Source organism: Aureispira sp. CCB-E (assembly GCF_031326345.1).
GTDB lineage: Bacteria > Bacteroidota > Bacteroidia > Chitinophagales > Saprospiraceae > Aureispira.
Map to the genome: position 1 here is coordinate 5,365,477 of NZ_CP133671.1, position 13,608 is coordinate 5,379,084.

The following is a 13,608-nucleotide window of genomic DNA, read 5'->3' on the forward strand; positions in this document are numbered from 1 at the left end:
TTATGCTATTTCTATTTCCAAGTTTTGTTTTGCTGCCCCATCAAAGACGAAGCAAAAATAATATAATATATAGGAAGTAAGGCATCTAAGATCAAAACATACTTCAAAAACGATCGTTGTTTGACTTTCCTTAGATATTTCCCAAACACGAGATGCATCAATAAAGTTCTTAATAAAATGATTCCTACTATTGAGTTCGTCCAATTATTTGTTATAATAAAGATACACAATCCTAGATAAAAACAAAAATGAGAAACAGAAAGTAATCCGAGTAATATTTTATGTTTGAATTTGTAAGTCGTACTAGTCGAGTAATGTCGCTGTTTTTGTCGATACAAAGCCTTCCATGAGTTAGGAGGATTCGAATACATAAAACTATCTTCATGCAAGCAAATAGCTGTGTTGTGATTATTCGCAACCGCATTGATAAACAAATCATCATCTCCCGAAGCAATGTGCTGATGCCGTTCAAATCCATTTTCTTGTATAAAAAGAGACTTCTGATACATCAAATTTCGCCCCACTCCCATATAAGGAATTTTCCACAAGGCAAAAGAGAGATACTGAATGGCAACATAGATTGTTTCAAATTGCACCCAACGATTTAACCAAGTTTTGGCACGTGTGTAGGGACCATATCCTAACACAATAGCACTTTTTGACGCTTCTGCTTGTTGATACATTTGTCGTATCCAATTGCTAGAAGCTGCCTTACAATCTGCGTCTGTTAGCAAAATCCAAGGGTACTTCGCTTGAGCAATACCTTTTGTTAAGGCTTCTTTCTTTCCTTGACGTTGCTTATTACGTAGATGTACCACTTTTAAATGTGTAAATTGTCCTTCGTAGGCTCTTAATACATCTAAGCTTTCATCACTAGAGTCGTCGTTAACAACAATAACTTCAAATATTGGATAATCTTGCAGTAGTATAGATTCTAAGTTTTTTTGTAGATTTGCAGCTTCGTTTCTAGCACAAATTATAATGGATACTCCTGGAAACGAACAAATGGTATGATTTTGCAAGGGGCGATACCAAACTAATCGTTGAAAAACAATCCCCCAATAGCCTAATTGAAGGATAGCGATACTATACCACATTATAAAAAAAACATCCATGGTGATTTTCTTTTTTTGAACACCGAAAATAGAACTCCCAATCCAAAGCACACAATTTAAACTAAAAAAATGTCTATGAAGATGAAATTTGATTTAGAGGCCAATGATGTCAATTCGAGTGCAAGAGCAGGCTGTTTGCATACCGCTCATGGGGATATCCAAACGCCTATTTTTATGCCTGTAGGAACCGTTGCTACTGTAAAAGGTGTTCACCAACACGAATTGACCAATGACATCAACGCTCAAATCATATTGGGCAATACCTATCACTTATACTTGCGCCCAGGAACAGATATTTTGGAGCAGGCAGGTGGCTTACATAAATTTAATGGTTGGGACAAACCCATCTTAACAGATAGTGGAGGATATCAGGTTTTTTCATTGGCTCACCGCCGAAAAATAAAAGAAGAAGGGGCAACTTTTGCTTCCCATATTGATGGATCGAAGCACTTGTTTACTCCTGAAAATGTGATGGATATTCAGCGCAAAATTGGAGCAGATATTATCATGGCGTTTGACGAATGTACACCTTATCCTTGTGAGTACAAATACGCCAAACGCTCCATGCACATGACTCATCGTTGGTTAAAACGTTGTTGGACAAGGTTCAATGAAACAGATCCCTTGTATGGTTATGAACAAGCGCTCTTTCCTATTGTACAGGGTTCTGTATACAAAGATTTGCGCAAACAATCGGCAGAAACTATTGCCAACTATGATAGTGTTGGTAATGCAATTGGGGGATTATCTGTTGGAGAGCCTCACGAAGATTTGTATGAGATGACCGATTTAGTTTGTAGTATTTTGCCCAAAGAAAAACCTCGTTATTTGATGGGTGTTGGCACACCTGCCAATTTATTGGAGTGTATTGCGTTGGGAGTAGATATGTTTGACTGTGTATTGCCCACTCGAAATGCTCGTCATGCACTTATTTACACCAAAGAGGGGGCTATGAATATGAAAAATGCCAAATGGAAAGCAGATTTTTCTCCATTAGATCCTGATGCTCCTAATCCAACCTCTCGCTTTTATACCAAAGCCTATGTACGACACTTATTTGCTTCGGGAGAATTGTTAGGACCACAAATTGCCTCTATTCACAACCTAGCTTTTTATCTTTGGTTGGTTGGTGAAGCTCGCAAGCATATTATAGCAGGCGACTTTACTGCTTGGAAAAATGAAATGGTTCCTAAATTAAGTCGTCGTTTGTAGTACAAAATCGCTTTTTATATCAAAGAGAGGCTGCCTGATTCAATATTTCAGACAGCCTCTTTAACAACCACTTATTAGATATTATTCTCTTAATTACTTATTAACATTCTTACAGTTCATTTCCCCATCGTTCCAAATCCCTGTCATATACCAAGTGTCGCTATAGACGCCACCCCCTTCATAATTTCTTCTTATAATTGCCCCAACATAATAACACTTACCATCTTCTTTTTGAGTTGCAAATTCAACTTGTACATTTTTATTAAGAGGTATATAAGCATTTTTATTGACATACCACCCTGGTGAAGCAATGGTTACTCTAAGTATTTTTCCATATTTAGCAGGAAGCTCATCTTTGGCATACGACTCAATTTTACTATCTGACATTCCTTTTCTCAAACGCTTACTATCAATAATTTCTTGTGCGTACTTAGCTTGATGTGCTGCTAACTTGCCACTATTGATATATTCTTCTAACATACTTTTTTCTTTGTCCATTTTTGCGGTCAAGGCATTTGCTGACGTGTGATCTTTTAACAAGTTTTGCTTATATTCTTCTAACAACTTGGTAGGCTTCTCAAACTTTTTTAAATAATTATCTGCATTTAAAAGGTAAGTTTCTTCTTGACGGCTATTTAAACGGTGAATATTTTTGATAAGCGCATTTACGTCCTGCTCCAAGTCATCTACTTTTTTGTAAACATCTACTTCAAAATGATTGTTAACGGTAGCCACTATCTTTTGAGTACGACTGCTATTTTTAAAATGCTCTGGTTGCTCTTTTTCATAACCTGCTAGCAAGGCTTCATAATCTTTATAGTTAGGAGTAAAATTGTCATTACTATAATCCGAACCTAAAGCAACCCATCTATTGTACTCTTCTAAACGGTCAATGTATTGAGATTTATTAGAATAATTGGCAAGGTCGTCCATACATTGCTTTTTCAAAAGAGGATAGTCTTCATTAAATTGTTTTAAATAAGCTCTATCTTTTTCTGCAGGATCTTGGTTTAAGATATCTAAATTCTCTTTCGCTTTACTCAAGTAATTTAATATTTTACTTTGTGATTTCTCATCGGGACTTATTTTCCAAGAAGCATCCTCCATTGCACTTTTGGCATATCTTATATTATCCCTTACCTTGCTATACGTTTCATAGCTCGGTAGTTCTGAGCGACGTGTTGGAGCACCTTCAGAAGTCCTCCCTGTACTAGAACTAGAAGTGGTGCTTTGAGTTGTGGACGATTTTTTATTTGATTCGGAAGACGTTGAGTTAGAGTTGGAGGGTTTGGATTTTGAAGGAGCCGTTATTTTAGGTTTTTTGATTTTTATTTTCCCAAATTGGGCAAAAGAGTAATTGGTACAACTTAACAATAGAACGCCAATGATAATAGTAATCTTCATTTACTTTAGTTTTTTTTAATAATGTTTTCTTTGTGTTAAAATTAATGTATTTGAATACTCTAAAGTTAAACGCCCCTTCTTTCAAAAGAAAGGTAAAGTTTGTTTGCCTTTAAGATATTTACCCAACAAACAAACGACCTAAAAAACTAATTATCAACAAACTAAAACTAATAAGTAGAATATTTTTACAAGCATTTTTTAAAAGAAAACTTCATTACTGAGTATTTGCAAAAATGTATCTTTACTGGCAGGAGAACTAGAAGCAGTATTGCAATATTGTAGCACATCATCAAATTCCTGAACAATGGCTTGCCCTTGGGGCTTCACATTCTTGTTAGGAACAGGACTTTGCTTATTGGAAGCCAATACATTTTCATTGCGATTCTCTTTTGGACGAGCCTCTTTGTAGATGACTTTGATTAATGTGTCTGCTGGTAACTCTTTGACTTTTGTAATATATTCTTTAACAAAAACGGTATCTCGCAAATGTTCCTCTGCAACAATAATAGTTTGGTTTTGTTGGGCTGTTCCCAAGCCTCGTACAAAGAAAAAAACAAAAATCAAAGCAGCAGCAGCCTGCCACGCAGGTATTTTGTACGCCAATAAAGCAGCTATGATTCCTTTGGAAGGTTGCGTTTCTTTAGATTTTTTAGCTTTCAAAGCCGCCAAAGCCCTGTTAGGATGAGGAGGGGCAGGTTGAATTTGAGCCGATTCTAGTTCCCAAAAATCTTGGCTAGCCAAAATAATGCTTCGCTCATAATCATAGGCTTCCGAAGACATTTGCTCCAATACAAAAGCTTGTTCTGCTGCATTTAATTCATCAAATGCTTTTTGTTCTAATAAATTATATATTTCCATTTTTATTTAATCTTTTGTCAAAAGGCTTGCTCTAAATGGAGCCAATCTCTTTCCTAATAATTTTGTGGCACTACTCAATCTAGATTTAACCGTCCCCAAAGGACAATTCATCACCAGTGCAATTTCTTGAAGACTCAAGCCTTCTCTGTATTTTAAAACAAACGCTTCTTTGTATACATAAGCCAACTCGTCTAATGCTACGTTTAATTGCGCTTGAAAAATTCCCGTATTCAACTCCACAGACGCTTGAGTCGTTGTCAATTTGGGTGCCTTTTCTAACTCTAAAAAGCCTCCTTTTTGCGCTCTAAAATAATTCTTACAACTATTCGCAGCTACAGTAAAAATCCAAGTTTTAAAATTTCGTGTTACATCAAATTTTTCGGGAGTTTCCACTATTTTTAAGAACACATCTTGCAATAAGTCCTGTGCTTTTGCCTCATCTTGCCGCAACATCTTGTACATAAAATACAAAATTCGCTGACTGTATCGCTGATACAGTTCATTAAACGCCCATTCTGCCCCTTCTTGAACATGTCGCATTAAATCCTCGTCCGATTTGTTTTTTATTCTTTCCATAATAAAAAAAATAGGCTGTTCTGGTTCGTTAAAGAACAACCTAAATTAAAGCGAATTCATTATTTTTGGGCTAGTTTTTCATAATAGTTCAACTGTTTTTTTATGGCTTCTTCTTGCTGACACCCTTTGCTTATACTCAAAACAATCTTTTTAATTTTAGCTTGCTTGCGAACATCCTCTACTAAAATATAATGTTTGTATAATAACATTAATCCTGGAACATAGAGCAAATTATAACGATCCACAGCACTAGGAAAAACTTCATTGTGGAAGGTACAAACTAGATGATCTAATAAAATATGGTTCTCAAAATTATTAATCAAATAAGAAGTTGTGCTAATTTCCTCATCGCAATAAAACATTGCCAATCCTACATTAAATAACTTATCACTCAGACCTAAAGCAGCATGATTCCCAGCGATACCCGTATAAAGAGGACGTTCTCCTTTATGCTCAATAATGTGATCTACAATCATCTTTATTCCTGTAATTTCTTCTTCAATTTCAGGAATACGCAACTCTTTAAACAAAGCTTTTCGATAATCCTCTAAAAAAATCAAACTACTATTGATAACCGTCACATCTTTTCGTACTCCTTCTGCATACTGCAAGACTAACGAGGGGTACGTATCATTGTCTCCAAACGTAATTAAAATAGCATTCTTTTGAGTACTCATTAACATATTATAATTCCAATTTAAGAGTGTTGGCGACAAATCGCTACTAGCTTTCCAATTTTTGCATACTTCTTCTAACTTCTCTTTATTTCGATTGGTTTCATAATACGTAACCAACTCATCATATACATCAGGACGAGTAGCATCTAATTTATAAGCTTCGAAAATATGCTCAATTCCCTTCGATTTATCCATTTCATCATAACCTTGAATGTAATGATACTCATAGGTTCCTTTTATCGGCACTTTCATTTCGGTTACAATTGCCTTCATTCTTTGAATCCACTTTTCTCTTGTTCCTTGATCGGGTGCTAATATCTTAGCCATTCGCGCTGCTGTGTAATAACTCAACCAACCATCTGCATGTTTCGGATTTTTCGTTAGTTCTTTTTTCCACAATTCATGTTGTTCAACATACCAATCGTATTCATATTGCACCTTAACAATAGAATGTACTTTTTGGGGTTGAACGGTTTGAGCTTCCGCAAATATGATAAAGCTTAAACATAAGGTCATTACAAGAATTCTATTTTTCATTTTTCTGCATTTTTAGTTTTTATATTTATCCGTTATACCCCGCCCAAAATCAAAGGTTCGCAGAAGGTGAAAATTTTTCAAAAAAAAAATAGAAATCCAGCTAGGCATTGCTTCCATAGCTAAATTTCTATTCTCATTTAAATAAGATCTTAAGTTGCAACTATTATAATGTATACTTGCCTATGTGGTCAATCAAATCTCCACCCAAATAAAGCACACCATCTTGTTCTTCAATAGAGCTTGCTTCAGGTACTCGTTTGCCAGAAGTATCGTAATAGGTTTTTAATATTTCTCCCGTAGGGCTTAAATGCATCACAATGCCATAAGCCTGCATAGCTGGTTTCATAAAGTCGGGCAAGCCAAAAACAAGTTTTTTCAACCAAACACTAGGCTGCAAATTGTCTAAATCATCATTTCGGCAAGAGCTAAAACCCAACCAGAAACTACCGTCTGCTCTTCTAGAAATGCCATTGGGCAAACCAGGTAAATTGTCAATAAAGGTATCTATTGTTCCTTTTTTAGAACCTTTTAACCAATAACGCAATACCCTATATTTTGTCAAATCTACCATCAAGACAAATTCATCATTTTTAGAAACAGCTACGCCATTACCAAAAAAAGAACTATCAATCAGCGTTTCAACAGCCTTTGTTCTTGGGTCATAACAAAATAAACCACCATCTGGGCGTGCCTCTAAAACGATTTTAAGTGCATTTGACATACTAAAGGAATATTTAGAAGAAGTGCTAGAAAAATAAATTTTCCCATCATTAGCAATATCAACATCATTGGGAATTAAGAACGAGCGACCATACTCATCTTCTTGAGCCAATACCGTAATTGTTCCTTTAGGATCAACAGAAATTAATCCTCTTTTTTGATCGCACGCAATCAAATTTCCTTCGGCATCAAAATGCAAACCTGCCACCCATTTTTCGGTATCGCAAAAAACAGAAAGGGTTCCATTTTTATCAATTTTGACAATAGCTCCTTGGTTAAAATCATTTTTTTTGTGCACCCCACAATACAAATTACCTGCTTTATCAATCGCAATATCTTCGGGACCGTACCATCCCTTTAAATCAATCCATTCTGTTTTTTGTAATAATTCATTGGTTTTTAAAACGCCTTCTAATTTTGGTTTTTGCGGAGGCACCCAAGCAATAGGATCAATACGAGTCGATTTAATGGTAGTTGATACAATAAAAACTAATAATACGGTTACAACTAGGTACTTTGTTATCCTTTTAACTGTCATTTTTTTGTGTTTAATAATTTAATAAAACACAAAAGAGCAGCAATCAGAAAAAAGATACCTTAACAAATGTTAGGAACGAACAATTTCCCTGCGAATTCTGCTCAATGACTCAGGAGCAATACCTAAAAAACTAGCAATTTGATACAATGGAATGCCTTGGATAATTTTGGGATGGCTTGTTTCTATAAAATCTAGATAGCGTTGTTTGGCCGTTTTTGTTTGCATCAACATTGTTCTATCCAAGATGCAAAGATAGTTTTGCTCTGCCAAAATACGCCCAAATCGTTCAAAATTAGGAAATTGCTCATACAATTGATATAAAGCTTCATAAGACAAACTATAAGTTGCACAATTTTCGACCGCTTCTAAACATTCCAAAGACGGTTGTTGTCGCAAGAAACTAGAAAATACCGTCATTAACGCACCATCACAGGCAAAATAAGTATTAATTTCTTTACCGTCTTCCAAGTAATAAGAACGCATCAATCCAGAGTCTATAAAATAAATGTGTTGTGCAACCATTTCCTCTCGCACAACCAAAGACTTTGCATTAAATTCTTTATAAACCAAGTAACGCTGAAAAGTTGCCCATTCCTGCTCTGATATATTCAAATGTGTTGTCAATAAATCTTTTATATATTCCATAGTTCATCTGCCTTCGGCATTTTAAAAATGTTAGCATATTTTTGATTAGTAGTTCGTTGATTAGTTCGCTACGCTCATGAGGGCGCAAGCTTAGTTGTTTACTTTTTTCACCAAAAAGATAAAAAAGCACATTTATATTAGTTTGATAATCAAAATTTTAACACAAAACGCAACAAAGATACAACTTACTGATTATCAAACTAATAAAGTTTTTCAACGAACTATTGTTTGATAGTAAAAACAATATACTATAAACGAACAAAAGCCCCTTCTACAAAAGTAGTAGAAGAGGCTCCAATTATTTTGTCAAGGTACAACCTTGTCAACTTCTATTTATTAAGCGTTGGTGTTCTCTAACAACCCAAAAGTAGCTTTTACTTCGTCTACTCGATCCAATTTTTCCCAAGTAAATGTTTCGTACTCTTTACCATTTACAGTAACCAAACCTGGTGTACGTCCCATGTGACCATACGCAGCTGTTTCAGAATAGATAGGATTTCTTAATCCCAAGTTGCGAACGATTGCTGCTGGACGCAAGTCCCATAATTTTGCAATTTTTGCAGCAATTTCTCCATCATTCATATCAACTTGAGCCGTACCATAAGTATCAACAAACAAACCTACAGGCTCTGCAACACCAATTGCATATGCTACTTGTACCAAACATTGTTTAGCCAAACCAGCAGCAACAATATTTTTAGCAATATGACGAGTAGCATAAGCAGCAGAACGGTCTACTTTTGAAGAATCTTTACCAGAAAAAGCACCACCACCGTGAGCACCTTTACCACCGTAAGTATCTACAATAATTTTACGTCCTGTCAAACCAGTATCACCGTGTGGTCCACCAATAACGAACTTACCAGTAGGATTGATATGGTAAATAATATTGTCGTCAAACAAAGCTTGTACACGTGCAGGTAGTTGAGCCACAACATTAGGAATCAATATATTGATAATGTCTTCTTTGATTTTTGCCAACATCTCTGTATCATCTGCAAAATCATCGTGTTGAGTAGACAATACAATTGTGTTAACACGTATTGGTTGGTGATCGTCACCATACTCAATTGTTACTTGAGATTTAGCATCTGGACGCAAGTAAGGAATTTGCTTCCCTTCTCTACGCAATTTTGCCAACTCTCTTAATAATCTATGCGATAAATCTAATGCCAAAGGCATATAATTATCGGTCTCATCTGTTGCATAACCAAACATCATTCCTTGGTCACCAGCTCCTTGCTCGTCTTCTGATTTTCCAACATCTACTCCTTGAGCTATATCTGCAGATTGCTCATGGATAGCAGAAAGTACTCCACATGAATTTGCGTCAAATTGGTATTCTGATTTTGTATATCCGATTTTACGGATTGTATCGCGTACAACTTTTTGTACATCAACATAAGCCTTAGAGCGAACTTCACCACCTACAACCACCTGACCTGTAGTGACAAATGTTTCACAAGCTACTTTTGATAATGGGTCTTGAGCTAAAAAAGCGTCAATAATAGCATCTGAAATTTGGTCAGCTACTTTGTCTGGGTGTCCTTCCGAAACTGATTCGGACGTAAAAAAATATGGCATAACTAAGATTTTTTAATGTCTTGTATTTAAATTCCAAGCAAAGATAGTTAAATAATACACACTAAAAAACAACTGCATTCTAAAAAGCTATTTTGCTAAAAAAACCAGCTCAAGATCGAGCATATATTAACCTATGCAAACAAAATCAAACCAAGTTAAATTTTTAAAAATACAAAATACACAAAATATAATTTCATTTATTCTAAAAATTAAAAAAGATAAAAAACAAACTATTAAATAGAGCTTTTCTTTATCTAAGCAATTTATCAAATAAGTATTTTGCTTACGCTATTCGAATTAAACGCCTCAAACGCAATAAATAAGCCTTATGCTGAGCCAGTGTCTCTATATTCCCTTCAAAACTTTGAATATTTTTCAAATTAGGAAAACTTAGCTTAGCTTTCGACAGAGAATAGGAACAAATCAAATTGGGGTAATTATATCCCAAAATTAAGCTTTGTAAAGTATCTGTTTTTACTTTTTTTAGACCAATTTTTTTCGCCGTTCGTTCATTAATAATATAGCTGGTTCCTCGAACTTTTAAATTCCCTTCTCCTAAATTTTCGTATTCTTCAATCAAATTTAATAAGCCATCCAAATAAGATTTGACAATGAACTTTGTTCTTTGTTGCCCAGTCAATGTTCGATCCAAAACATAATAGTAATCGAACAAAGTGCCTCCATGAATAGTAATGATTCCATTTTTTTCTCGTTCTGTCAAAAACAAAGGGGAACGATAAACCAACACTCCTTTTTTGACTAAAGATGGCGTGTCAAAAAAAGGGGCAATAATGGACAATGTAATCATTACAAATAACAAAGACAATAAGGGACAACTAAGTGTCCAAAACAAAAAGAATAAAGCCAAATTGAATAAAATTGCTGTAATTGCTATTTTTATTTGTATTTGTTGCTGTTCTTTTTCCGTTTTTAAGTAAAATCGATGTTTCAAATTGGATCATAATAAATAGTTGCTAGAATCATATTCGCTTGCTTTCTTGTTCTTTATTCAAACAATAAAAACGACATACCAAGCTTTGCCTAGCTCAGTCAAAAGGAGCTAAATAATTAGCAAACTACTAAATAAAAGTATGTGAATAGCGATATGAAATAAGCAATCGTTCAGAAAAAATGATACTTTTGCAACAATGCATTTAGTTTTGAGTTCAATATAAGAATAAATTCACTTTGGTTAGTAGTTAGCTACGCTGCTAGCTATTATTTGGTGCAACGTTACTTTTAAAATAAATCAATATACGCCTTGAATCTTGAATTTTTAATTGCCAAACGAGTTGGAACTGCAACAAAAAAATCTTTTTCTAGAGCAATTTTGCGCCTAGCAGTTGTTGCTATTGCCTTAAGCATGGTTGTCATGATTTTGGCAACAGCTATTGTTTCAGGTTTTAAAAATACAATTAGTGAAAAAATATTTGGCTTTTGGGGGCACATTCACATTACTAGTAGTTACTCTCCTTCTAGCTATTCGTTTGAAAGCAGCCCTATTAATCAAAATCAAGATTTCTACCCTAGTGTCGATACAATCAGAAAGGTATTGCACAAAGTACCTGAAACAGATATTATAAACTCAATTGGCTTAAACAGCTACAACCCTAACCTTTACATTGGGTTATCACTCATGCTACTGGCATTGCTTTTTTCTTTTGCGCCCCAATTCTTAAAAAAGCGAATCCGCCTAAGTTATCGTTTATTTGTAGCTTTTCTGCTAACACTTGCCAGCATAGCCTTGCTGGTTACGCAAGAGTATCAAATCGTCCAAAAAGATGTCATTCACGAAACAGAAGGTGGTATTCGACACATCCAACTGTATATTCATAAAGAAGGCATTATCAAAACAAAAGACCAAATTGAGGGTATTGTTTTACGAGGAGTCGGAGCCGACTATGATTGGGATTTTTTAAAACAATACATCAAAGAAGGAGATATTTTAGACACCCAGTCAGAAGATGCTAGCAATGGCATTCTCATTTCTGAAACAACTGCTAATCGTCTAAAATTAAACTTGGGCGATAAGTTTTTGATTTATTTTGTTCAAGAAGGTAATTCCCTTGGGCGAAAGTTTACAGTGGTGGGCATCTACAAAACTGGATTGGAAGAATACGACCGCCGCTTTGCATTGGTTGATGTTCGAAAATTACAACAACTCAACAACTGGCGACCTTTCCGAAGTTATCCTGTTGAATTAAATTTAGATGAGGAACAGTTTATTCTAAAAGGCTTAACGGCTGGAACTGCCCCAACTGATTTAGGGTGGAAGTATGTCCAAGAGCACTGGAATAAAGGCAATCAATTGAACTTTGAAGATCCTAATTTTATGGGAGCTGTTATTCCTCATGAAGTTGCTCGACTCAAAGGAATTGATGTGGGAGATTCCTTGAAGCTAAAATATACCGATACAGGAGGTGACACGCACATGTTCAACTATACAGTCAGTGGTATTTATCAGGGTCCCGAAGATGCTAGAGTGCAAAAAACTGTTTTTGTCAATTGGCAATCTATCAACAACTTGAACCAAGTACTCCCTGCACAAGTTTCTGGATTCGAAATCTTTGTAGACAACATTAAAGATTTGGATGCACTCGGCGATTATACCAATTACGTTGTACTTATGGGCGCAGATCAATACGCCAATACCATCAAGGAAATTCAACCCAATATCTTTGACTGGCTAAGTTTGACCGATATGAACGAGCGAATCATCCTATTATTGATGATCTTGGTTTCAATTATTAATATGACAACCTCTTTAATGATTCTTATTTTAGAACGAACCAATATGATTGGTATTTTAAAGGCATTGGGAACTCCTAATTGGTCTATCCGAAAAGTTTTTCTTTACAATGCAGCTTACATCATCGGCTATGGTTTATTTTGGGGGAATCTTATTGGTATTGGGCTTTGTTTACTGCAAATGCAATTTGGCATCATGACACTTCCCGAAGATTTGTACTATGTATCGGTTGTCCCTATTGAATTTAATTGGCTAACTATTTTAGCTTTAAATATTGGCACCATGTTAATTACATTGGCAGTACTCATTATTCCATCTTGGTTGGTTTCTAAAATTGATCCTGTAAAAGCCATTCGATTTAGCTAAAGTCTACAACTATTAGTACTTCGTGGATTTTTTTTGCAAAAAACTAAAACATCCACAAAGTAATGCAACTATCACAATCCATTTCACTTATATTTTTTAGAATACGCAGACGTGTTCAAAATCTAAAAAATTCTTTGGTCTATTCTGTCTAGAAAATTCTTCTAAGACAGACTTTTCTAATTGGCGTACACCTTATTCCCAATAAGGCTCCTTTTTTCCCTACAGTGTTAAAGCATTGTCCCCATATCAATCATAATTTTGTTTTTCTATCTCCTTAGTGCAAAAAAAGTGAGTTGGACTAAAAAAAGCAGAAACGATTAAATATCAAATATTTAAAAAAATAAAATTTTATAAAAGCCTACATATAGCCCCTTTTTTAGGACAATATAAAATTAATTTATCCTCTATTATTCTCTTCGAGGACTCATATTTGCAATCCCTTTCCACGTCAATTAAAAATTCAATAAGTTGTCTTGTTAAGCACAAGTCGATGTATTCCCTCGCCTCTTTTAAAACCGAACAGATGAACACATCACTTGCTCTATCAGACTTCTTTTTTATCAAACCACAGTCCACTAAAGTTATCTGTCAACTGACAGTAGATGAACTTGCATTTATCTTTGGGCT

11 protein-coding genes are annotated in these 13,608 nt (G+C 35.1%); 2 read left to right on the forward strand and 9 right to left on the reverse strand.

What is annotated here, in order from left to right:
- Nucleotides 1-11: 11 nt before the first annotated feature.
- The gene (locus QP953_RS21015) at nucleotides 12-1,115 is read right to left on the reverse strand and encodes a glycosyltransferase (RefSeq protein ID WP_309552867.1); all 1,104 of its coding nucleotides are present in this window, start codon (nucleotides 1,113-1,115) and stop codon (nucleotides 12-14) included.
- 81 nt (nucleotides 1,116-1,196) lie between these two features.
- Between QP953_RS21015 and tgt the strand changes: the two genes are divergently transcribed.
- Nucleotides 1,197-2,327 carry a tRNA guanosine(34) transglycosylase Tgt gene (tgt, locus tag QP953_RS21020; RefSeq protein ID WP_052599806.1) on the forward strand — a complete coding sequence of 377 codons (1,131 nt, stop codon included), beginning with the start codon at nucleotides 1,197-1,199 and terminating at the stop codon, nucleotides 2,325-2,327.
- Between the two features lie 93 nt (nucleotides 2,328-2,420).
- Here tgt and QP953_RS21025 read toward each other — a convergent pair whose 3' ends face one another.
- From QP953_RS21025 to QP953_RS21060, 8 genes are all read right to left on the reverse strand, one after another.
- Nucleotides 2,421-3,731, reverse strand: a complete 1,311-nt coding sequence (locus QP953_RS21025; RefSeq protein ID WP_309552868.1) for a hypothetical protein — start codon at nucleotides 3,729-3,731, stop codon at nucleotides 2,421-2,423.
- A 198-nt stretch (nucleotides 3,732-3,929) separates the two neighbouring features.
- Nucleotides 3,930-4,589, reverse strand: a complete 660-nt coding sequence (locus QP953_RS21030; RefSeq protein WP_309552869.1) for a hypothetical protein — start codon at nucleotides 4,587-4,589, stop codon at nucleotides 3,930-3,932.
- A gap of 6 nt (nucleotides 4,590-4,595) precedes the next feature.
- Nucleotides 4,596-5,165, reverse strand: coding sequence for an RNA polymerase sigma factor (locus QP953_RS21035; RefSeq protein WP_052599803.1), 570 nt, complete (start codon nucleotides 5,163-5,165; stop codon nucleotides 4,596-4,598).
- Nucleotides 5,166-5,224: 59 nt separating this feature from the next.
- Nucleotides 5,225-6,379, reverse strand: a complete 1,155-nt coding sequence (locus tag QP953_RS21040) for a hypothetical protein (RefSeq protein WP_309552870.1) — start codon at nucleotides 6,377-6,379, stop codon at nucleotides 5,225-5,227.
- A 163-nt stretch (nucleotides 6,380-6,542) separates the two neighbouring features.
- Nucleotides 6,543-7,637 (reverse strand): SMP-30/gluconolactonase/LRE family protein, encoded by a 1,095-nt coding sequence (locus tag QP953_RS21045; RefSeq protein WP_309552871.1) that lies wholly within the window; start codon nucleotides 7,635-7,637, stop codon nucleotides 6,543-6,545.
- 69 nt (nucleotides 7,638-7,706) lie between these two features.
- Nucleotides 7,707-8,282: a Crp/Fnr family transcriptional regulator gene (locus QP953_RS21050; protein ID WP_052599800.1), complete on the reverse strand. Its 576-nt coding sequence runs from the start codon at nucleotides 8,280-8,282 to the stop codon at nucleotides 7,707-7,709.
- Nucleotides 8,283-8,618: 336 nt separating this feature from the next.
- Complete coding sequence (gene metK / locus QP953_RS21055; RefSeq protein WP_309552872.1) at nucleotides 8,619-9,866, reverse strand: methionine adenosyltransferase; 1,248 nt, start codon at nucleotides 9,864-9,866, stop codon at nucleotides 8,619-8,621.
- 283 nt (nucleotides 9,867-10,149) lie between these two features.
- Complete coding sequence (locus QP953_RS21060) at nucleotides 10,150-10,818, reverse strand: hypothetical protein (protein ID WP_052599798.1); 669 nt, start codon at nucleotides 10,816-10,818, stop codon at nucleotides 10,150-10,152.
- Between the two features lie 309 nt (nucleotides 10,819-11,127).
- Here QP953_RS21060 and QP953_RS21065 point away from each other — a divergent pair, with 309 nt between their 5' ends.
- The gene (locus QP953_RS21065; protein ID WP_309552873.1) at nucleotides 11,128-12,981 is read left to right on the forward strand and encodes an FtsX-like permease family protein; all 1,854 of its coding nucleotides are present in this window, start codon (nucleotides 11,128-11,130) and stop codon (nucleotides 12,979-12,981) included.
- Nucleotides 12,982-13,608: the final 627 nt, after the last annotated feature.

Bases quoted from the DNA above. Each gene is read 5' to 3' on its own strand.
- QP953_RS21030 (WP_309552869.1), bottom strand. From the start codon at position 4,589: ATGGAAATATATAATTTATTAGAACAAAAAGCATTTGATGAATTAAAT.
- metK (WP_309552872.1), bottom strand. From the start codon at position 9,866: ATGCCATATTTTTTTACGTCCGAATCAGTTTCGGAAGGACACCCAGAC.
- QP953_RS21015 (WP_309552867.1), bottom strand. From the start codon at position 1,115: ATGGATGTTTTTTTTATAATGTGGTATAGTATCGCTATCCTTCAATTA.
- QP953_RS21050 (WP_052599800.1), bottom strand. From the start codon at position 8,282: ATGGAATATATAAAAGATTTATTGACAACACATTTGAATATATCAGAG.
- QP953_RS21040 (WP_309552870.1), bottom strand. From the start codon at position 6,379: ATGAAAAATAGAATTCTTGTAATGACCTTATGTTTAAGCTTTATCATA.
- tgt (WP_052599806.1), top strand. From the start codon at position 1,197: ATGAAATTTGATTTAGAGGCCAATGATGTCAATTCGAGTGCAAGAGCA.
- QP953_RS21035 (WP_052599803.1), bottom strand. From the start codon at position 5,165: ATGGAAAGAATAAAAAACAAATCGGACGAGGATTTAATGCGACATGTT.
- QP953_RS21025 (WP_309552868.1), bottom strand. From the start codon at position 3,731: ATGAAGATTACTATTATCATTGGCGTTCTATTGTTAAGTTGTACCAAT.
- QP953_RS21045 (WP_309552871.1), bottom strand. From the start codon at position 7,637: ATGACAGTTAAAAGGATAACAAAGTACCTAGTTGTAACCGTATTATTA.